Origin of the sequence: Pseudomonas sp. NPDC087614 (genome assembly GCF_044743485.1) — a bacterium.
Lineage (GTDB): Bacteria > Pseudomonadota > Gammaproteobacteria > Pseudomonadales > Pseudomonadaceae > Aquipseudomonas > Aquipseudomonas baetica_A.
Map to the genome: position 1 here is coordinate 16477 of NZ_JBIUWN010000014.1, position 18972 is coordinate 35448.

General features: G+C 62.4%; 17 protein-coding genes and 1 pseudogene. 14 read left to right on the forward strand and 4 right to left on the reverse strand.

All coding sequences use genetic code 11. The features are described 5' to 3' along the window. Positions 1 to 187: 187 nt before the first annotated feature. Genes cobJ through cobG form a run of 4 tightly spaced genes read right to left on the reverse strand, consistent with a single transcriptional unit; the run spans position 188 to position 4524 of the window. Positions 188 to 1876, reverse strand: a complete 1689-nt coding sequence (gene cobJ / locus ACIOWA_RS07985) for a precorrin-3B C(17)-methyltransferase (protein WP_401159176.1) — start codon at positions 1874 to 1876, stop codon at positions 188 to 190. Continuing rightward, positions 1876 to 2610, reverse strand: a complete 735-nt coding sequence (locus ACIOWA_RS07990) for a precorrin-2 C(20)-methyltransferase (RefSeq protein WP_401159178.1) — start codon at positions 2608 to 2610, stop codon at positions 1876 to 1878. Before ACIOWA_RS07990 ends, cobJ begins: the two co-directional genes overlap by 1 nt. Beyond that, positions 2607 to 3233, reverse strand: a complete 627-nt coding sequence (locus ACIOWA_RS07995; RefSeq protein WP_339431835.1) for a precorrin-8X methylmutase — start codon at positions 3231 to 3233, stop codon at positions 2607 to 2609. Before ACIOWA_RS07995 ends, ACIOWA_RS07990 begins: the two co-directional genes overlap by 4 nt. Next, entirely contained in the window at positions 3226 to 4524 is a 1299-nt protein-coding gene (gene cobG, locus ACIOWA_RS08000) for a precorrin-3B synthase (protein ID WP_401159180.1), read from the reverse strand. Before cobG ends, ACIOWA_RS07995 begins: the two co-directional genes overlap by 8 nt. 132 nt (positions 4525 to 4656) lie before the next feature. Here cobG and cbiE point away from each other — a divergent pair, with 132 nt between their 5' ends. The 14 genes and pseudogenes from cbiE to ACIOWA_RS08070 all read left to right on the forward strand — a co-directional run bounded on the left by cbiE (position 4657) and on the right by ACIOWA_RS08070 (position 18790). Then, positions 4657 to 5868 carry a precorrin-6y C5,15-methyltransferase (decarboxylating) subunit CbiE gene (cbiE, locus tag ACIOWA_RS08005; RefSeq protein WP_401159182.1) on the forward strand — a complete coding sequence of 404 codons (1212 nt, stop codon included), beginning with the start codon at positions 4657 to 4659 and terminating at the stop codon, positions 5866 to 5868. After that, positions 5861 to 6958, forward strand: coding sequence for a cobalt-precorrin-5B (C(1))-methyltransferase (locus ACIOWA_RS08010; RefSeq protein ID WP_339464605.1), 1098 nt, complete (start codon positions 5861 to 5863; stop codon positions 6956 to 6958). Before cbiE ends, ACIOWA_RS08010 begins: the two co-directional genes overlap by 8 nt. Then, positions 6955 to 7680, forward strand: a complete 726-nt coding sequence (locus ACIOWA_RS08015; RefSeq protein WP_401159185.1) for a cobalt-precorrin-6A reductase — start codon at positions 6955 to 6957, stop codon at positions 7678 to 7680. Before ACIOWA_RS08010 ends, ACIOWA_RS08015 begins: the two co-directional genes overlap by 4 nt. Before the next feature lie 56 nt (positions 7681 to 7736). Beyond that, positions 7737 to 8071: pseudogene (locus ACIOWA_RS08020) on the forward strand (type II toxin-antitoxin system RelE/ParE family toxin). A 4-nt stretch (positions 8072 to 8075) separates the two neighbouring features. Beyond that, a complete protein-coding gene (locus tag ACIOWA_RS08025; protein ID WP_401159242.1) occupies positions 8076 to 8399 on the forward strand; it encodes a DNA-binding protein in 324 nt (107 codons plus the stop codon). A 112-nt stretch (positions 8400 to 8511) separates the two neighbouring features. Further along, positions 8512 to 8910, forward strand: a complete 399-nt coding sequence (locus ACIOWA_RS08030; protein ID WP_339431830.1) for a DUF2946 domain-containing protein — start codon at positions 8512 to 8514, stop codon at positions 8908 to 8910. Positions 8911 to 8958: 48 nt separating this feature from the next. Then, entirely contained in the window at positions 8959 to 9438 is a 480-nt protein-coding gene (locus tag ACIOWA_RS08035; RefSeq protein ID WP_339507616.1) for a copper chaperone PCu(A)C, read from the forward strand. Positions 9439 to 9459: 21 nt separating this feature from the next. Beyond that, complete coding sequence (locus tag ACIOWA_RS08040) at positions 9460 to 9906, forward strand: DUF2946 domain-containing protein (protein ID WP_339538207.1); 447 nt, start codon at positions 9460 to 9462, stop codon at positions 9904 to 9906. Between the two features lie 83 nt (positions 9907 to 9989). Beyond that, positions 9990 to 12107 (forward strand): TonB-dependent copper receptor, encoded by a 2118-nt coding sequence (locus ACIOWA_RS08045; protein WP_339464601.1) that lies wholly within the window; start codon positions 9990 to 9992, stop codon positions 12105 to 12107. A 176-nt stretch (positions 12108 to 12283) separates the two neighbouring features. Further along, on the forward strand, positions 12284 to 13663 hold the full coding sequence (locus ACIOWA_RS08050; RefSeq protein WP_339431826.1) for a PepSY domain-containing protein: 1380 nt from the start codon (positions 12284 to 12286) through the stop codon (positions 13661 to 13663). A gap of 150 nt (positions 13664 to 13813) precedes the next feature. Next, a complete protein-coding gene (locus ACIOWA_RS08055; RefSeq protein ID WP_339431825.1) occupies positions 13814 to 15937 on the forward strand; it encodes a TonB-dependent receptor in 2124 nt (707 codons plus the stop codon). Positions 15938 to 16050: 113 nt separating this feature from the next. After that, positions 16051 to 16839, forward strand: a complete 789-nt coding sequence (locus ACIOWA_RS08060) for an ABC transporter ATP-binding protein (RefSeq protein WP_339431824.1) — start codon at positions 16051 to 16053, stop codon at positions 16837 to 16839. Beyond that, positions 16836 to 17783: an ABC transporter substrate-binding protein gene (locus ACIOWA_RS08065; protein WP_339464600.1), complete on the forward strand. Its 948-nt coding sequence runs from the start codon at positions 16836 to 16838 to the stop codon at positions 17781 to 17783. Before ACIOWA_RS08060 ends, ACIOWA_RS08065 begins: the two co-directional genes overlap by 4 nt. After that, the gene (locus ACIOWA_RS08070) at positions 17780 to 18790 is read left to right on the forward strand and encodes a FecCD family ABC transporter permease (protein WP_401159189.1); all 1011 of its coding nucleotides are present in this window, start codon (positions 17780 to 17782) and stop codon (positions 18788 to 18790) included. The genes ACIOWA_RS08065 and ACIOWA_RS08070 overlap by 4 nt, the downstream gene beginning before the upstream one ends. The last annotated feature ends 182 nt before the right edge of the window (positions 18791 to 18972 follow it).

The following is an 18972-nucleotide window of genomic DNA, read 5'->3' on the forward strand; positions in this document are numbered from 1 at the left end:
GACAACGGCATAATTCGGCAACAACTGCGCCGGGGCATTTCAAACCAATAAACGCACAAGGCCGCGAACCCGGAAGGTTCGCGGCCTTGTTTATACGCACTGACTTTAAACGCGAAAAGTATTAACCCGATGTCACGTCGACTTGAAGTTGCTTACAACATTCTCGACGCTGCAACGATGGTTTTTTTCAAGAAACCGGTTTTTCCCCATACCAGCGTGGCGTATAGACCCAATCTCCACCGCCGGCACGGGCAAAAGTGCAAGTGGTGGAAGAACCAATCAACACCATGGTGCGCATGTCCACCTGATCGGGGGTCAAGGCGCCGAGGGTCGTCGTACGCAAGGTCTGCCCCGGACGCCCGATGTCTCGCCCCAGTACCACGGGCGTTTCGGCGCTGCGATGTTGCGCCACGATTTCCAGCGCGCGGCCCAATTGCCATGGGCGCGCACGGGAGATCGGGTTGTAGAAGGCCAGTGCCAGGTCCGCTTCGCCGGCCAGATCCAGACGTTTTTCGATAATCGACCAGGGTTTGAGGTTGTCCGACAGCGACATCACACAGAAATCATGCCCCAGCGGCGCACCGGCCTGAGCGGCGGTGGCAAGTGAAGCAGAGACGCCCGGAAGAATGTCCAGATCAACGCTGTGCCAGGCCGGGTCATCGGACTCGTGCAGCGCTTCGAGCACTGCCGCAGCCATGGCGAACACCCCCGGATCACCGGACGACACCACAATCACCGAACGCCCGGCGGCCGCCAGCCTGAAGGCGTGGCGGGCACGTTGCATCTCTTCACGGTTGTCGGTGCAATGCTGCACCTGATCGTCGCGGAACGGGCCGGCCATACGCACATAGGTTTCGTAGCCGAGCACGTCGGTGGCGCGGGCCAGTTCGGCTTTCACCGCTGGCACCATCAGTTCGGCAGCGCCGGGGCCGAGGCCGATGACGGCGAGACGACCGCGCGCACGCCCAACTTGCGCGATGTCCAACGGTTGCTCAGCGAGAGCCAAAGTGATGCCGTGTACAGATTCAATCATCGACACGCCCGGCAATGCCGGGAGTTCGTCCGTTGCGCCAATAAACCGCAGCGGCACGCCCAGTTCCAACGCCGCTTCACGCAGATTCGCCGAAGCCATCTGCGTGTCGATCGCCACCAGACACGCCAACGATTGCACCGCCACTTTCGCGTCGTGCAACGCTGTACGCAGGGTGTTTGGCAGATCGGTGACGTCGGCGCTGACCAGCGCCGCCACACTGCGCGGATAGATCAGCAGCTCATTGGCGCTGGCTTCGCGCTCGGCACTGCTCACATGAATTGAACGCTGCGCCTGCGGATCTTCCGGCAACTGTGCCTGCGCCAGCCACGGCGCGGCGCCTTCGATGCGCACGCTGTGCCCGGCCAGCAGATCGGAGACAAAACGCTTGCCCAGCTCCAGATCCGCCAGTGCGTAGCCGCTCGGGGGATTGAGCAGGCAGGTGCCAAAACGCAGCTCGCCGCTGGTCGTAATGGCCGGGGCGACTTGCAGCCCGGCGGCGATTTCCCGCGCCATGACGTTCACGCCGCCGAGGCCACCAAGCAGCGGCACCACGGCGCTGCCGTCTTCGGCGACGGCGAGAACCGCAGGCTCGGCGCCCTTCTCCAGCAACAGCGGTGCCAGCGTGCGAATGACAATCCCGGCCGCACACAGGGCAATGATCGGCGTGTCCTGCTGATACAAGTCACGCAGCGTGGCGCCGAACTCCGGATAGGTGCAGTCAGCGCCTTCGACCCGACCGGCCAGGCCATGGATCTGCGCAGCGGGGTATACCTGCTGAATACGGCGGGCGGTGGCCAGGCTGCCCTGACCGAGAATGACGATGGCGGGTGTGGAGTGAGTCATCAGCCTTGCCACCGCTCGCCAGGCACGATGATCAGCGAGAAGTACGGCGAGGACATCGGCTCGACCTGATCCATCGGCACGATTTTCTGATTGGCCATGGTCGCGCGCTCGACATACAGCGCGCGCTCAGCCAGACCGAGCTCTTCGAGCACCTGACGCACTTTGGGGAAATTGCGCCCCAGCTTCATGATCACCGCCGCATCGGCATCGGCCAGGCGTCGTTTCAACTCTTCATGGGGCAAGACCCCGGACAGCACCGACAGGCTCTGATTGCGATACACCAACGGCGCGCCGAGTACCGAAGCGCCGCCGAGCATCGAGCACACGCCCGGCACCACTTGCGCCTCGTAGCGGCTGGCGAGGCGATCATGCAAATACATGTAGGAGCCGTAGAAGAACGGATCCCCTTCACAGATCACCGCGACGTCGCGACCGGCATCCAGATGCGCAGCCACCGTTTGGGCCGCTTCATCGTAGAAATCACTGATGACCTGTTCATAGGAAAGCGGTGCCGGCAGCGCTTCGGTGGTCACCGGGTAAACCAATGGCAGCAGGTTCTGTGCTGCTTGCAGGTGCGCTTCGATGATGCCGAATGCGTTGCCCTTTTTGCCCTTGGCCACGAAGTACGCCACCACGGGCGACTCGCGCAGCAGGCGCAGCGCCTTGACGGTAATCAGTTCCGGGTCACCGGGGCCGACGCCCAGGCCAATCAAACGACCTTTTGCCTGCATCATTCGATCTCCGTGGCGAGGGCGTTGACGGCGGCGGCGGCCATCGCGCTGCCACCGAGCCGGCCTTGCATGATCACGAACGGCACGCCTCGGCTGTCGGCCGCCAGCGCGGCTTTCGATTCAGCGGCGCCGACGAAGCCCACCGGGAAGCCGAGGATCAGCGCCGGTTTCGGCGCCCCGGCGTCGAGCATTTCCAGCAGATAGAACAGCGCGGTCGGCGCGTTGCCGATTACCACCACACTGCCTTCCAGATGCGGCCGCCACAGTTCCAGCGCGGCGGCAGAACGGGTGTTGCCCAACTCACGCGCCAGCACCGGCACGCTCTCATCGCGCAGGGTGCAGATCACTTCATTGTTGGCCGGCAGACGCGCGCGGGTCACGCCTTCGCAGACCATGCGTGCATCACAGAGGATCGGCGCACCGGCAGCGAGCGCATCGCGCCCGGCCTTGCCTGCCCCTGCCGAGAATTGCAGACCGTCGACAGCCTCGACCATGCCGCAGGCGTGGATCACCCGCACCGCGAGTTTTTCCAGGTCGGCCGGGATGCGCGCCAGATTGGCCTCGCGGCGAATGATCGCGAAGGAGTTGCGATAGATCTCCTGACCGTCGCGGATGTAATCAAGCATCAAGGGAGCTCCGAGAGCGGGCGTCGAGCAGGGTCGCGGCCGCTTCAATAGTAAGGTTGCTTGCGCGCAACGCGCCGAATCCCGGCAGCAAAGCATCGCGAAAATAGAGGTCGTAATGACCGGGACTGACGGCCAGCAAGGTCACCGGGGCACAGTGGGCGGCGGCGCACGAACGCGGGCAGCCGCACAGGTGCGCACTCACACCCGGGGGCAGCAGTGGCGCCAGCAGGCGGGCATCCTGTTTGGTGTCGGCCAGACCTTTGCCACAGCCGTCAGAACCGGTACAGGCGATCAGTCGCGCCAACGGTTCGAGGGGCTGCGTCAACAGGTTCAGGTGTTGCAGGCTGCGCAGCACCTGCGCCGCGTCACACGGTTTCACGTTGGGCAGCAACAGACTTTGCCAGGGTGTGAAACGCAGGCTGCCATCACCGAACTGACGCGCCAGTTGTGCCGCGCCACGCAGCATGACCGGGTCGAGACGCCCCAGTGGCGGCACGGCACCGACATAGACCCGGTTATCGGTGTGCTGCGGATGAACGCCGATGTGCAAATCATCCGCCGCTGATGCGCGCTGCCAGTCCATGACCGATTTAACCGGCACACGCTCTCGCAACCGCTCAAGAAAGGCCCGCATGGGCAACTCTTCGAGCAAATGACGCATGCGCGTCTGCTCCGGTCGGGCCAGGTCAAGGAACAACGCCAGCACCGCCACGACCAGCGCATGGCCGTTTTCCAGCGACACGGCGCCGACTGCCCGGTCCGTCGGGCATCCGGCAAACCCGAACGCCAACAGCACTTCGCCGTCGTGTTCGAACGCCGACAGCCACAGATCATGCGGATGTTCGAGCATCGCCAGCGCTTCCCCGCCGTCCAGTTGCACGGCGAACTTGGCGCTCAGCTCAGAGCAGCGTGGGTGGCTTTGCAAGGTGTCGAGAATCTGCGCGGCGAGTGCGCGGGTATCGACACGCATCTGCCGGTCGATACCGGCGGCAGGGCTGAGCATGAGGTTGCGTACATCGTCGCCGGCAGCACTTCGCGGCCCTAGACCGGCGGCCAGCAGACTGTCGATCAGGGCGGCGCTGTGCGGGCCGATCCCGCGAATTTGCAGGTTGGCGCGGTTGGTCGCCTCGATCACGCCGCCGGCAAACTGCTGGGCAGCCTGCGCCACGGCATCGGCCTGATCCGCGGTGATCGAGCCGCCATTGAGCTTGATCCGGCAGATGCCACCGTCCAATGCCTGGACGATACGCAGCAACCCCGGGCAGGCCGAGGGGCGTATGGCGGTGGACATCGGGCGTTCGTTCAAGGGGCTGACCGGCTGCGTGGGAAAGGCGCTTCGTGGACGAAGGCGCGGTATTATGCCTGCTTTGTCCGGTGGCATGAAAAGTCTGCCCGTCGGATCGACATGTTTAGAGGAATATAGATGTCACCCTGGCTGACGGTTGTGGGAATCGGTGAAGACGGCTTCAAGGGCTTGGGCAAAAACGCCCGGCGAGCCCTGATGGGCGCCTCGCGAATCGTCGGTGGCCAGCGGCAACTGGATTTACTGCCAGTGTGCATTCGCGGCGAGCGGGCGTTGTGGCCGAGCCCGTTTTCCCTCGCGCCGGTGCTGGAACAACACGGCGCGGCCGTCTGCGTGCTGGCCAGCGGTGACCCGATGTTCTACGGCGTTGGCGCCAGCCTCGCGCGTCAGGTGCCGAGCAACGAGATGCTGATTCTGCCCGCGCCGTCCTCCTGTTCGCTGGCCGCTGCCCGCCTCGGCTGGCCATTGCAGGACGTGGTGACACTGTCACTGGTCGCCCGGCCGCTGGCGGCGCTCAATGCCCAATTGTTCAGCGGCGTGCGCCTGTTGCTGTTGAGCAACGACGGGCAGAGCCCGGCGGCTGTGGCGGCGCTGTTGCGTGATCGTGGTTTTGGCGCGAGCCGGATGAGCGTTCTGGAGCATCTGGGCGGTGCGGCCGAGCGGCGGCTCGACAGCAGCGCCAATGACTGGAACAACGCGCCGACGGCCGATCTCAATGTGATTGCCATCGAATGCCTGGCCGACAGCCACACTCCGCGTCTGTCGCGCCTCGCCGGCCTGCCCGACTCGGCCTTCCGGCATGACGGTCAACTGACCAAGCGCGACGTGCGCGCCATCACCCTCGCCCGCCTCGCCCCGACGCCGGGCGAATTGCTCTGGGATGTCGGCGCCGGCAGCGGCTCGATCGGCATCGAATGGATGCGCACCCACCCGGGCTGCCGGGCGCTGGCCATCGAAGCCGATGAGGGCCGTCAGCAATTGATCGAACACAACCGCGAGGCGCTGGGTGTGCCGGGGCTGCAACTGATCCGTGGTCGTGCGCCGCAGGCTCTCGCCGGTCTGGAGCGCCCGGACGCGATTTTCATCGGTGGCGGCGTAACCCGCGAAGGTGTCTTCGAGGCGTGCTGGGAGCAGCTCAAACCCGGTGGCCGTCTGGTCGCCAACGCGGTGACCCTGCAAAGCGAAATCACCTTGATGAACTGGCGCGAACGTTACGGCGGCGAGCTGACGCGCATCCACGTCGCCCAGGCGCAACCCCTGGGCGAGTTCGACACCTGGCGTCAGGCGCTGCCGATCACCTTGCTCGATCTGGTCAAACCTCTCGATGCGTGACGAAACAGCCGAACAACCCGCACCACTGCGCAGCGGCCTGACCACCGGCAGTTGCGCCACGGCCACCAGCCTCGCCGCCGCACGCCTGTTGCTCGGCGGCACTGCTGCCGACGCCGTGCAAATCGTGCTGCCCAAAGGTAAACAGGTGCAGATGCGTCTGGAGTTCTGTCGACTGACCGACAACGGCGCGGAAGCCGGGACGATCAAGGACGCCGGCGACGATCCGGACGTGACCCACGGCGCGCTGCTCTACTCGCAGGTGCAACTGATGACCGAGCCAGGCGTTCGTTTCATGGCCGGCAAGGGCGTTGGCACCGTGACACGCCCGGGCCTGGTGCTGGCCGTGGGGGAACCGGCGATCAACCCGGTGCCACGCAAGATGATCAGCGACCACCTGAGCCTGCTCGCCGCCGAGACCGGATACGCTGGCGGCTTCGAGGTCACGGTGAATGTCGAGGGCGGTGAAGCACTGGCGCTGAAAACCATGAACCCGCGCCTGGGCATTCTCGGCGGGCTGTCGATCCTCGGCACCAGCGGCATCGTCCGGCCGTTTTCCTGCGCGGCGTACATTGCATCGATCCATCAAGGCATCGACGTCGCCAAGACCAACGGTTTTCTGCACATCGCGGCCTGCACTGGCAACGCCAGCGAAGACACCATGCGCCGGGTCTACGACCTGCCGGAAATCGCCCTGATCGAAATGGGCGACTTCGCAGGTGCCGTGCTCAAGCATCTGCGCAAGGTGCCTGTGGATAAACTCAGCCTGTGCGGCGGCTTCGGCAAGATCAGTAAATTGGCGGCCGGGCATATGGATCTGCACTCGCGACATTCCAGCATCGACTTGCCGCAACTGGCCGAATGGGCCGCCGCCATCGGTGCCGATGAAGGTTTGCAGCGCGACATTCGTGCAGCGAACACCAGCCAGCAGGCATTGGCCATGGCCAGTGCGGTGGGGATCGCGCTGGGCGATGAGGTGTGTCGTCATGCGCTGAATTTCGCCCGCAGCGTGGTGCCGGCGCAGGTACAGGTCGAAGTGTTTGCGATTGACCGTCAGGGCGGCATCGTCGGTCACGCAGGAGGGTTTGCATGAAGCGCATTTTGCTACTGGGCGGCGTGACCGAAGCACTGGCCATCGCCCGGACTTTAGGGCCTTCGCACATTTACAGCCTGGCCGGGGTGGGCCGTGTGCCCACCGACCTGACCTGCCAGGTGCGCATCGGCGGCTACGGTGGCGCCCAAGGGCTGGCGCAATTCATCCGTGACGAAGGCATTGATCTGCTGTTCGACGCCACCCACCCCTATGCCGCGCAAATCAGCCAGAACGCCGCCACCGCCGCGCAACTGACCGGCATCCCCTGCTGGGCCCTGCGCCGCCCCGCATGGCAGCCGCAACCGGGTGACGATTGGCGCGAAGTCAGCGACTGGACCGAATTGATCAGCGCTCTGGCGCCGTTTCGCCGCCCACTGTTCACCCTCGGTCGCGAACCGTTGCAGCATCTGGACGAAATCCCGGCGGATCAATTCTGGACCCTGCGCGCCCTCGATGTTTATCCCGGCAACGAACGCTGCGAAGTCATCGGCGCGCGCGGGCCGTTTCTGCTGGAGGATGAACGAGCGTTGTTCGAGCGACGGCAAATCGATGTGCTGATCAGCAAGAACAGTGGCAGCACCGCGACCGAGCCGAAGCTTGCAGTGGCGCGCGAGCGTGGGGTGCCGGTTCTGGTGTTGAAGCGGCCGGGGTTGCCGGGGGCTGATCGGGAGTTTCTGTCGCTTCAAGAAACACTTGCTGCGTTGGAGGCAATCGACCTGTAGGGCAAGATCCATAGCTTGCGTGATAAGTAACCTATTCGCTACCTTCTGAGCCAGCCGTGATCACACTCGAAGAATATCTGCAGGAAGATGAATCAAGCCCGTTTGGCCGGTGGATTTCCACGCTGAACGTACAGGCGCCAATCAAGGTTTCTAATGCAATGATTCGATTGGAAATGGGCAACACTTCCAACATCAAATGGTTCGACGGTCTAGGCGAATACAGAATCAATTGGGGACCAGGGTACAGAATCTATCTCGTACAAGAAGGAAAACGGCTGATCATTTTGTTCGGAGGAGGAGACAAATCCACACAAAAAAAGACATCAAACAGGCGAAAGCGTTGATAGCCGAATTTCGAACTCGAAAAAAAGCTGAACAGGACCGGAGGTAATTTGATGGTTCTCACTCGAAGCTACAAACATTCAATTGCAGAACGTGCCCAACGAGACCCGGAGTTTGCTCAAGCATTGCTGGATGAGGCCGCTACGCTGTTCCTGAATGGCGAACCAGAATTGGCGAGGATCATTTTGCGCGATCTTGTTAACGCGACGGTCGGCTTCGAAGAGCTTGCAAGGGAGACCCAAAAACCCAGTAAAAGCCTGCATCGAATGCTGTCAGCCAACGGTAATCCGAGCATGGACAACCTGGCCAGAATATTTTCGGTAATCCGCGCTACGCTTGGTGTCGATATGCAGGTTCATGCCGTACCAGTGAACTGAGCAAGTAATTGAAGAGAGCGCTGCGACACCAAACCGCACGACGCTTTTTTACTTATCGGCCCCGATCAGGCTAAATAGCCGCGCCTGATCGCCCACCCAACGGATCTGTCCCATGAACCGACAACGGCTAGCCATTGCCTGGATCGCCTGCTTTGCAGTGCTGTTCAACATGCTCGCCATGCCGATGACGGGGGCGATGGCGCAAGCGGCCAATTCACCGGCCGAACAACTGCTGTGGAGCAGTTTCTGCACCGGCAGCGGGACGAAAATGGTGGCGATCGACATCGGCGCCACGGATCAGCAAGCCCCGCCCAGCGACAGCCATTCCAACATGCAGCATTGCTGGTGTTGCTCCGGGTCGGCGCCTTTGGTGGCGCTGCCGGGGCATGCGCCGCAGCTGTATTTCGCCCGTTACGAAAGCCATCGCAGCGTCGCGCCGGTTTCACTGCAAACACCCACACCGCGCCAGCAATGGCCGAGCCTCAATCCCCGCGCTTCCCCTCTGGTTTGATTTGTTCGCGCAATTGACCTGCGTTTCAAATCGTTCTGGAGAACTGCCATGTTGAAAAAAATCATCGTCCTCGCTGCGTTGCTGTTGCCTGCGTGTTTTGCCCATGCCCATGAATACAAGGCCGGGGAACTGGAAATCGCCCACCCGTGGTCGCAGGAACTGCCGCCCAACGCACCCACCGTCGCGGCGTATTTCGTGATTCACAACGCCGGCAAGACGGCCGATCGACTCCTCAGTGTCGACTCGCCCATCGCCCCCCAAGCGCAATTGCACGAGCATGTGATGCAGGGCGATCTGATGAAGATGCAGCAAGTGCCGAGCGTAGACATTCCGGCCGGCGGCAAGGTGACGTTCGCGCCGATGGCCTATCACGTCATGCTGCTCAACCCGACCGATCGCAGCCTGCTCAGCGACGGCCAACGTTTCCCGCTGACGATGCATTTCGAGAAGGCCGGGGACGTCACCGTCGAAGTCGCCGTGCAGAAGAAACCGCCGCACGACATGCCGGAACACGCGCACGCCCAATAACCGATACGGTTAACGACGCCCATGCGCCCGCTGAGCGCCAGGCCATCCCTGCAACGCCGTCAGACTGAACACCTGACCTGCGGCAGCTGGATTGCCCTGTTCGCCATGTTGATGATTTTCATCGGCCCACTGATTTCTCAGTCGATGCCGATGGATCAACACGCCTCGACCTCCATGCCGATGAGCATGGAGATGTCGATGGACATGCCGGGCATGGATCATGCCCGGCACGATGCCAAACCCAGCGCTGAACACTGCCCGCCGCAATCCTCGCATCATGCGCTGTGGGAAAAGTGCGGTTATTGCAGCCTGCTGTTCAATTGCCCGGCGCTGACCGGTGGCGGCACGTTTACCGCGTTCAGCATCGCCCACACCAACACGTTCACCCCGCCCTCCCCGCGCCTGGGCCATGCACGGCCAACCTTCTTCCCCGGCGCCCGCCCCCGCGCCCCGCCCGTCGCCGCGTAAACACCCCCTCTGATTGCACACGGTTGAGAAGACAGCTTCAGGCTGCCGGCCGTGTCGTTTACGACTGTTTGATGGAAATTGTCATGTCCAGGTTTTCTGCTGTTCCACGCTCGGGCGCTGCCCAGGCGTCCTTCGCTTTGAACGAATCGCGTATTCGTTTCAGGCACGCGACCGCCGTCCTTTGCGGCGTCCTGCTGTCCCCACTGGTGCTGGCCGATGATCACGCCGCACACGCGGATGAACTGAGCCCGACGGTGATCACCGCCATTGCACCGAGTTCGCCACTGACCGTTGTCACCAACCCCCAGGACCCGCGCCAACCGGTGCCGGCCAGTGATGGCGGCGATTACCTGAAGACCATTCCGGGCTTCGCCCTGGTGCGCAACGGCGGCACCAACGGCGATCCGGTGCTGCGCGGCATGTTCGGTTCGCGGCTCAACATCCTCACCAACGGCAGCATGATGCTCGGCGCCTGCCCTGGCCGCATGGACGCGCCAACCTCGTACATTTCGCCGCAAACCTACGACAAGCTCACCGTCATTAAAGGCCCGCAAACCGTGCTTTATGGCCCCGGTGCATCGGCCGGCACGGTGCTGTTCGACCGTGAACCGGAAAGCTTCGGCGAACTCGGCACGCGGGTGAATGCCAGCATCCTGGCCGGCTCCCACGGGCGCTTCGACAAGGTCATCGACGCCGCTGCCGGCGGGCCGTTGGGTTATGTAAGGGTGATCGGCAACACCGCGCATTCGGACGACTATCGCGACGGCAACAATGACACTGTCGCTTCACGCTACGACAAGTGGAACGGCGACGTGGCGCTCGGCTGGACCCCAGACGCCGACACCTTGATCGAGCTGACTGCCGGCAAGGGCGACGGCGAAGCCCGCTACGCCGGTCGCGGCATGGACGGTTCGCAGTTCCTGCGCGAAAGCCTCGGCCTGCGTTTCGAAAAGTCCAACATCAGCGATGTGCTGGAGAAACTCGAAGCACAGGTCTACTACAACTACGCCGACCATGTGATGGACAACTACACCCTGCGCACGCCGTCCGGTACGGGGATGATGGCCGGCCCCATGGCCTCCAACGTTGATCGCCGGACCCTCGGCGCACGCATCAAAGCGACCTGGCGCTGGGCCGATATCCAACTGATCACCGGGCTGGATGCACAGACCAACGAACACCGTCAGCGCAGTTCGATGGGCATCGATACCTACAAGGATCTGCCGTATACCAAGGACGCCGACTTCCATAACTATGGCGTGTTCAGCGAGATGACCTGGTACGCCGCGGACCGTGACCGGTTGATCACCGGCGCTCGGGTCGACCGGGCGTCAGCCAAGGATTATCGGCAGAGCACCGGTTCGGGAATGATGTCGCGCCCCAATCCAACCGCCGACAACACCCGTGCCGACACACTGCCAAGCGGCTTCGTGCGTTACGAGCATGACCTGGCCGACAGCCCGGCCACGCTCTTCGCCGGCCTCGGCCATGTGCAGCGCTTCCCGGATTACTGGGAACTGTTTTCGCCCAAGTCGGGCCCCGCAGGTTCGGTCAACGCGTTCGACTCGATCAAACCGGAAAAGACCACCCAGTTCGATTTCGGCGTGAACTACAAGAGCGCCGAACTCGAAGCCTGGGCGTCGGGCTACATCGGCGTGGTGCGCGATTACATCCTGTTCGATTACACCCCCGGGATGATGGGCACGACCTCCCGCGCCGAGAACATCGACGCGCGAATCATGGGCGGTGAACTCGGAACGGCTTACAAACTCACCGATCACTGGAAAGCCGATGCAACCCTGGCCTACGCCTGGGGCAAGAACAGCAGCGACGGCAAAGCCCTGCCGCAGATGCCGCCGCTCGACGCACGTTTGGGCCTGACTTACAGCGAAGACAACTGGAGCGCCGGTGCACTGTGGAGAGTGGTGGCCAAGCAAAACCGTATCGACCAGAACAAGGGCAACGTGGTCGGCAAGGACTACGACAAGAGTTCGGGCTTCGGTGTGTTCTCGCTCAACGGTGCCTACCGGATCAACAAGCACTGGAAGGTCAGTACCGGCGTCGACAACCTGTTCGGCAAGGCTTACGCCGAACACCTGAACCTGGCGGGCAACGCCGGTTTCGGCTACCCGGCCAACGACCCGCAAGCCATCAATGAACCGGGGCGCACGCTCTGGACCAAGGTGGACATGAGTTTCTAACGAAGCTGCCCCCCCTCCCCTGTGGGGGCGGGCTTGCTCGCGAAAGCGGTGTATCAGGCGCCAGCAATGTTGGCTGTGCCGCCATCTTCGCGAGCAAGCCCGCTGCCACAGGGGTAATGCGGTGTTCCACCCAATGCAGAACAACTAAAAGATCCAAGCCAAGCGGAGCAAACGTGATGCAAAAGCCCAAACCGAATTTCTACAACCTGGCCTGGCGTTGGCATTTCTATGCCGGTCTGTTCGTCGCGCCCTTCATGGTGATGCTGGCCCTGACCGGCATCGTTTACCTGTTCAAACCGCAGCTCGATTTGCTGATGTACAGCAGCCTGCTCAACGTCCCGGCCGGGCACCACACTGTTGCGGCCGACGACTTGCTACAACGGGTGAAAAGCGCCTACCCACAAGGCCAGGTCACGCAATACCTGCCACCGTTGAACGCCGAGCGCAGTGCGCAATTTGTCGTCAAGAACGCCGGGCACGAACTGAATGTGTTCGTCGACCCGTACCACGGCGACATCCTCGGCGAGCAGGATGCCAAGCAGAACCTGCAAGCCATCGCCCGGGCGATCCATGGCGAATTGATGATCGGCACTGTCGGTGACCGTCTCATCGAAATGGCCGCCGGATGGGGCGTGGTGCTGGTGGTGTCGGGGCTTTTCCTGTGGTGGCCGCGCGGTCAGGCAGCGGGGATTCTCTGGCCGCGCTTGAACAGTCGCGGCCGCGTGTTGTGGCGTGACCTGCACGCCGTCACCGGGTTCTGGGGCGCGACCCTGTTGCTGGTGATGCTGCTCAGTGGCATGACCTGGACCGGCTTCTGGGGCAAACAATACGCACAGGTGTGGAACGTGTTCCCGGCCGCCATGTGGGACAACGTGCCGACCTCTGACGTCGAGGCCCGCAGCCTTAACAGCGCCACCCGCCAGACCGTGCCATGGGCGATGGAAAACACGCCGATGCCGATGTCCGGCGATCACGCCGAGCACATGGCCCACGGTGACGCCCACGCGGGCCCCGCGGCGCCTGCCATCAGCCTGCAAGCGGTGCAGGACATCGCCAACCAACGTAAGGTCGAGCCGGGTTACAGCATCACCCTGCCAACCACCGCGACCGGCGTATTCACCATCGCCGTGTTCGCCGACGACCCTCGCAACGACGCCACCCTGCATGTCGATCAGTACACCGGCAAGGTCCTCGCCGATGTGCGTTTCGAGCAGTACGGCGCGGTGGCCCGCGCCACCGAAATCGGCGTGATGCTCCACGAAGGCAAGATGTTCGGCACTTTCAATCAGATCGTCGTGCTACTGATCTGCCTGATGATTTTGCTCAGCGCCGTCAGTGGTGTGGTGATCTGGTGGAAACGTCGGCCACAGGGCAAGTTGGGTGTGCCACCGCTGCGTCATGATTTGCCAAAATGGAAAACCGGGGTGGTGATCATGCTCGCGCTGGCGGTGATTTTCCCGCTGGTGGGCGCTTCGTTGGTGGTGGTGTGGTTGCTGGATCGCCTGCTGTTGTCGCGCCTGGGCCGCCAAGCTGAATCTGCCTCAACTTCATCGTGAAGCAGGCGAGATGCGCGGTTTAGACAGATCTATAAACTGCTGGGGCTTAAACTCCGGCCTTTTTTAGTGTTACTGTATAACGCAAATATGCCGCTCTGCCCGCAACCAAAAGTTGCGGGCTTTCTTTTGAAGAAGTGATTCACCACCCCGATGAACAAGTACCTCTTGTCCAGCCTCTGTCTGTTCGGCCTGAACAACGCCCATGCCGACAACCAGGCGCTGACACTGCCCACCGGCACCATCAGCGCACCGGTCATCGACGACGCAAGCGTCAGCCTCAACACGCCGACCACCGCCGGCTCGCGCCTGAATCTCAACGCCATGCAAACCCCTGCCAGCGTCCAAAGCCTCAGCGGCGAACAGGTTCGCGCCCGGGGCGATCGCAGCGTGCAGGACGCCGTGTCACGCAGCACCGGCATCAGCCGCACCGGTACGCCAGGCGATGGCGGCACCTCGTTGCAGGCACGCGGGTTTACCGGGCAGAGTTCGGTGATGCAGTTGTATGACGGCAATCGAATGTACAGCGGCATGGGCACAGTGACCTTTCCGGTCGACACCTGGTCGGTGGAACGCGTCGATGTGCTGCGCGGCCCGGCCTCGGTGTTGTACGGCGAAGGCGCGACCGGCGCGGTGGTCAACGTGACCCCGAAGAAGCCGTTCGAAGGTGAAATCGAAAACCATGTGCGCGTCGGCTATGGCTCCTACGACAGCCAGCAGCAGGCCTTCGACAGCGGCGGTTCGCTGACCGACACCCTGAGCTATCGCCTCAATCTCAATCGCTTGCGCAGCAACGGCTGGATTGATCGCGGCGACTCGTCCAGCGATTTCATCAGCGCTGCCCTGCGCTGGCAGGCCACCGATGATCTGGCCTTCACCCTCGCTCACGATTACGGCGACCAGCACCCGCAAAACTACTTTGGCACGCCGCTGATCAATGGCCGGTTGCACGACAGCCTGCGCTACAAGAACTACAACGTGCGCGACGACCAGCAGCACTACAACGATCAGTGGACGCGCCTGACCACGGATTGGCAGATCAACGACGCGGTCAGCGCCAGCAACGAGCTGTATTACCTCAAGGCCCAGCGCCGCTGGCAGAACGCCGAGAACTACAACTTCGACACCGCCACCCAACAACTCAGCCGCAGTGGCTATTTCGGCATCGGCCACCGACAGGAGCAGGTCGGCGACCGTCAGACCTTCACCTTCAAGCACTCGCTGTTCGGCCTCGACAGCCAGACCGTGACCGGCGTCGATTACAACCGCATCCGCTTCCAGCTCGACAGCAACTCGCCGTTCAACGACGTGCTGCCCAAAGGCCAGGCGCTGGATCTGTATCACCCGCAACCGGGCTACTTCGAAAGCGCCAACCCGTACCGGGATCAGTTCGACAGCACCACCAAACAGATGTCGGTGTTTGCCGAGAACCTTACGCAACTGAGCGAGCGCTGGTCGCTGGTGACCGGCGTGCGCCGCGACTACGTGCACGTGGATCGCAACAATCTGGTCGACATTAGCCAGAGCGACAAGACCCTGACCGGCAACAACTGGAAGGCCGGGCTGGTGTTTGCGCTGACGCCGCAGACTTCGTTCTATGGCCAGGTCGCGACCAGCACCGATGGCGTCGGCGGGCTGATTTCCCTGAGCCCGAGCCAGCAGCAATACGATCTATCGACTGCCCGGCAGACGGAAATCGGCCTGAAGCAATTGTTCTGGGATCAGCGCGGCGAGTTCACGCTGGCGGCTTATCGCATCGTCAAGAAGAAGCTGCTGACCGACGATCCGGGCAACCCGACGCTCAAGCAGCAAGTCGGCCAGCAATCGTCCAATGGCCTGGAAGCCAGCCTTGACCTGCAATTGCCGCACGCCTGGCAACTGCAAGCCAACGCGGCGATTGTGAAGGCCAAGTACGACGATTTTTCCGAAGCGGTGAACGGGCAGACCCTGTCGTACAACGGCAACCGTCCGCTGGATGTACCACGTCGTACCGCCAATCTGTGGCTGAACAAAAGCATCAGCGATGACCTGCAGGCCGGTGCGGGTGTGCGTTATGTCGATGCGCGCTACGCCGATATGGCCAACCGCAATAAGCTGCCGAGTTACACCGTGGTGGATGCGACCCTGTCGTGGAAAGCCTTGCGCAACACCACGCTGGGCTTGCAGGTGAACAATCTGTTTGACCGCCAGTACGCACAAAGCCAATACAATGAGGGCCAGCAGTGGATACTCGGCGAGCCGAGGTCGTTCTTTGTCACTGCTGATTACACCTTTTGATTCACCGGCCCCTTCACGAGCAAGCCCGCTCCCACATTGAAATACGTTCCACTGTGGGAGCGGGCTTGCTCGCGAAGGCGTCATCAGCAGCACCCGATATTTCAGAGTAGACGATGACCTCACTGACAATCGCCAACCTCGCCTGGACACCCCTGGGCCACGGCCACTGCCATCACCAGTTCCAGCTGCGTGACGCCTCCTTGCGAGTGGCCGCCGGTGAGTTCGTCGGGCTGATCGGCCCCAACGGCAGTGGCAAAACCAGCCTGCTGCGGTGCGCCTATCGATTCAGTCAGCCGGAAAGCGGTGAGGTCAGACTCGATCACCACAATGTGTGGAAGCAATCCTCGCGCTGGTGCGCAAAACGCATCGCCGTGGTCTTGCAGGAATTCCCCGATGCCTTTGGCCTGACCGTCGAAGAAGTGGTCGCCATGGGCCGCACGCCGCACAAAGGCCTGTTCGATGGCGACACGCAGGAAGATCGCAACCTGGCGACTCAAGCGCTCAAATCCGTCGGTCTCGACGGCTTCGAAGACCACGCTTTCGCCACGCTATCGGGCGGTGAAAAACAGCGGGTAATCCTTGCCCGCGCCCTGACCCAGCAACCGCAACTGCTGATCCTCGACGAGCCGACCAACCACCTCGACCCGCGTTATCAGCTTGAGCTGCTGCAACGGGTCAAGCGCCTGCAGATCGGCACCCTCGCCAGCATCCACGACCTGAACCTGGCCGCCGCGTTCTGCGATCGACTGTACGTGATCAACCACGGCCGCATCGTCGCCAGTGGCACACCGCAAGAAGTCCTCACCACCCAACTGCTGCGTGACGTCTTCGGCGTCGAGGCATTGATCGACTCTCACCCCCTTCACGACTACCCGCGAATCACCTGGATAACCCGACCATGACTGTGCGTTCCCTGCTTTGCGTCGCTCTTGTGCTGTGCAGTGCCCAAGCCTTGGCCGAGGCCACGAAATACCCGCTGACCGTTCAAAGCTGCAACCGCGAAGTGACGTTCAAGGAAGCGCCAAAACACGCGGTCAGCCACGACATCAACATGACCCAGATGATGCTCGCCCTTGGCCTCAAACCGAGGATGGCCGGTTACAGCGGCGTCAGTGGCTGGAAGTCAGTGACGCCCCAGATGCAGTCACTGCTCGACGGTTTGCCGGAGCTGGCCGCGAAATATCCGTCGGTGGAAACCCTGCTCAACGCCAACGTCGATTTCTTCTTCGCTGGCTGGGATTACGGCATGCGCGTGGGCGGCGATCTCACGCCGCAAACCCTGCAACCGCTGGGCATCAATGTGTATGAGCTGACCGAGTCCTGCGCGTTCGTGATGAAGCGCCCGGCGGCGACGCTGGACGACACCTATAACGACCTGCGCAACCTCGGGAAGATTTTCGACGTGCAGGATCGCGCCAATGCACTGATCGCCGGGATGCAGAATCAGGTCGCCGAGATCCGCAAAGACCTGCCCGCCGACAAGCCGCGAGTGTTCCTCTACGACAGCGGCGAAGACCGCGCCATGACGTCCGGCCGTCTCGGCATGCCGCAAGCGCTGATTGATGCCGCCGGCGGGCGCAACATTCTCGATGACGTCGAAGCGAGCTGGACGCGGGTCAACTGGGAGACCGTGGTCGAGCACAATCCGCAGGTCATCGTGATCGTCGACTACAGCGAAATCACCGCCGATCAAAAGATCGCATTCCTGCTGAAGAACAAGGCCCTGCAATCGGTGGACGCGATCAAGAACCAGCGCTTTATCGTCATTCCGTATGTGCAGGCCACACCGGGAATCGACAACGTGCTGGCTGTTGAAACACTGGCCAAAGGTTTCCACGGCGAATGATCAACCGTCGCTACGCCCTGTTGCTGATGGCCCTCGGCGCCCTGTTGCTGGTGTCGTGTGTGGTGTCGCTCGGCTTCGGCCCGGCGCGGGTGCCGGTGGACGTGGTGTGGCGGATTATCCTGCACAAGACGCTCGGTTTCGGCGAGCTGAACTGGAGCGCCGGGCAGGAACATATCGTCTGGCTGATCCGCGTCCCGCGCATGTTGCTCGGGGCGCTGGTCGGTGCCGGCCTCGCACTGATCGGCGCGGTGCTGCAAGCGGTGACGCGCAACCCTCTGGCCGATCCGCATCTGCTCGGTGTGACATCCGGAGCGACGTTGGGCGCAGTGATTGTGGTGCTGCACGTCGGTGAAATCATCGGCCTGCTGACCTTGCCGATTGCGGCGTTCATTGGCGCGTTGCTGAGCATGCTCGTGGTGGTGGCGATTGCCAGTCGCCATGGCCGGCTCGACAGCGATCGCTTGCTGCTGTGCGGTGTGGCGGTGTCGTTCGTGATGATGGCGATCGCCAATCTGCTGCTGTTCATGGGCGATCACCGCGCCAGTTCAGCGGTGATGTTCTGGATGCTCGGCGGGCTCGGGCTGGCGCGCTGGGAGTTGCTCGCGGTGCCCGCGGCCAGCGTATTGCTCGGATTGTTTTTGCTGCTGGGCATGGCGCGGCCATTGAACGCGTTGATGGCGGGCGAGCAGACCGCCGTGACCCTCGGCCTGAATGCTCGCTCGGTACGCTTGCGGGTGTTTGTCATCGCCTCGTTGATGACCGGGGTGCTGGTGTCGATCAGCGGCTCCATCGGGTTTGTCGGGCTGATGGTGCCGCACATTGCGCGGCGTCTGGTCGGCGCCGAACATCGGCGCTTGCTGCCGGTGTGCATGTTGCTCGGCAGTGTGTTTCTGATCTGGGTCGATGTGGCCGCGCGCACAATGATCGCCCCCGAAGACCTGCCCATCGGCGTCGCGACCGCTGCCATTGGCGGGCTGTTCTTCATCGGTCTGATGCGCCGTCGCTGACTCTCCACCTTTCAAAACTGTGGGAGCGGACTTGCTCGCGAAGGCGTCGTGCCAGTCACCTTATGCATTGACTGACAGACCGCTTTCGCGAGCAAGCCGCTCCCACATTTGATTTTTGTTTACCACCAGATCGCGCCCCAATCTGGCGCGGCCGCCTGCACCAACGCTCCACGAGCGTTCCT

What these genes read in the sequence shown, in the direction of transcription:
- ACIOWA_RS08025 (WP_401159242.1), top strand. Translation starts at nt 8,076, where the DNA reads ATGGTTCTCACTCGAAGCTACAAACATTCAATTGCAGAACGTGCCCAA.
- ACIOWA_RS08070 (WP_401159189.1), top strand. Translation starts at nt 17,780, where the DNA reads ATGATCAACCGTCGCTACGCCCTGTTGCTGATGGCCCTCGGCGCCCTG.
- ACIOWA_RS08045 (WP_339464601.1), top strand. Translation starts at nt 9,990, where the DNA reads ATGTCCAGGTTTTCTGCTGTTCCACGCTCGGGCGCTGCCCAGGCGTCC.
- ACIOWA_RS08035 (WP_339507616.1), top strand. Translation starts at nt 8,959, where the DNA reads ATGTTGAAAAAAATCATCGTCCTCGCTGCGTTGCTGTTGCCTGCGTGT.
- ACIOWA_RS08010 (WP_339464605.1), top strand. Translation starts at nt 5,861, where the DNA reads ATGCGTGACGAAACAGCCGAACAACCCGCACCACTGCGCAGCGGCCTG.
- ACIOWA_RS08050 (WP_339431826.1), top strand. Translation starts at nt 12,284, where the DNA reads ATGCAAAAGCCCAAACCGAATTTCTACAACCTGGCCTGGCGTTGGCAT.
- ACIOWA_RS08015 (WP_401159185.1), top strand. Translation starts at nt 6,955, where the DNA reads ATGAAGCGCATTTTGCTACTGGGCGGCGTGACCGAAGCACTGGCCATC.
- ACIOWA_RS08030 (WP_339431830.1), top strand. Translation starts at nt 8,512, where the DNA reads ATGAACCGACAACGGCTAGCCATTGCCTGGATCGCCTGCTTTGCAGTG.
- ACIOWA_RS08040 (WP_339538207.1), top strand. Translation starts at nt 9,460, where the DNA reads ATGCGCCCGCTGAGCGCCAGGCCATCCCTGCAACGCCGTCAGACTGAA.
- ACIOWA_RS08060 (WP_339431824.1), top strand. Translation starts at nt 16,051, where the DNA reads ATGACCTCACTGACAATCGCCAACCTCGCCTGGACACCCCTGGGCCAC.
- cobG (WP_401159180.1), bottom strand. Translation starts at nt 4,524, where the DNA reads ATGTCCACCGCCATACGCCCCTCGGCCTGCCCGGGGTTGCTGCGTATC.
- ACIOWA_RS07990 (WP_401159178.1), bottom strand. Translation starts at nt 2,610, where the DNA reads ATGATGCAGGCAAAAGGTCGTTTGATTGGCCTGGGCGTCGGCCCCGGT.
- cbiE (WP_401159182.1), top strand. Translation starts at nt 4,657, where the DNA reads ATGTCACCCTGGCTGACGGTTGTGGGAATCGGTGAAGACGGCTTCAAG.
- ACIOWA_RS07995 (WP_339431835.1), bottom strand. Translation starts at nt 3,233, where the DNA reads ATGCTTGATTACATCCGCGACGGTCAGGAGATCTATCGCAACTCCTTC.
- cobJ (WP_401159176.1), bottom strand. Translation starts at nt 1,876, where the DNA reads ATGACTCACTCCACACCCGCCATCGTCATTCTCGGTCAGGGCAGCCTG.
- ACIOWA_RS08065 (WP_339464600.1), top strand. Translation starts at nt 16,836, where the DNA reads ATGACTGTGCGTTCCCTGCTTTGCGTCGCTCTTGTGCTGTGCAGTGCC.
- ACIOWA_RS08055 (WP_339431825.1), top strand. Translation starts at nt 13,814, where the DNA reads ATGAACAAGTACCTCTTGTCCAGCCTCTGTCTGTTCGGCCTGAACAAC.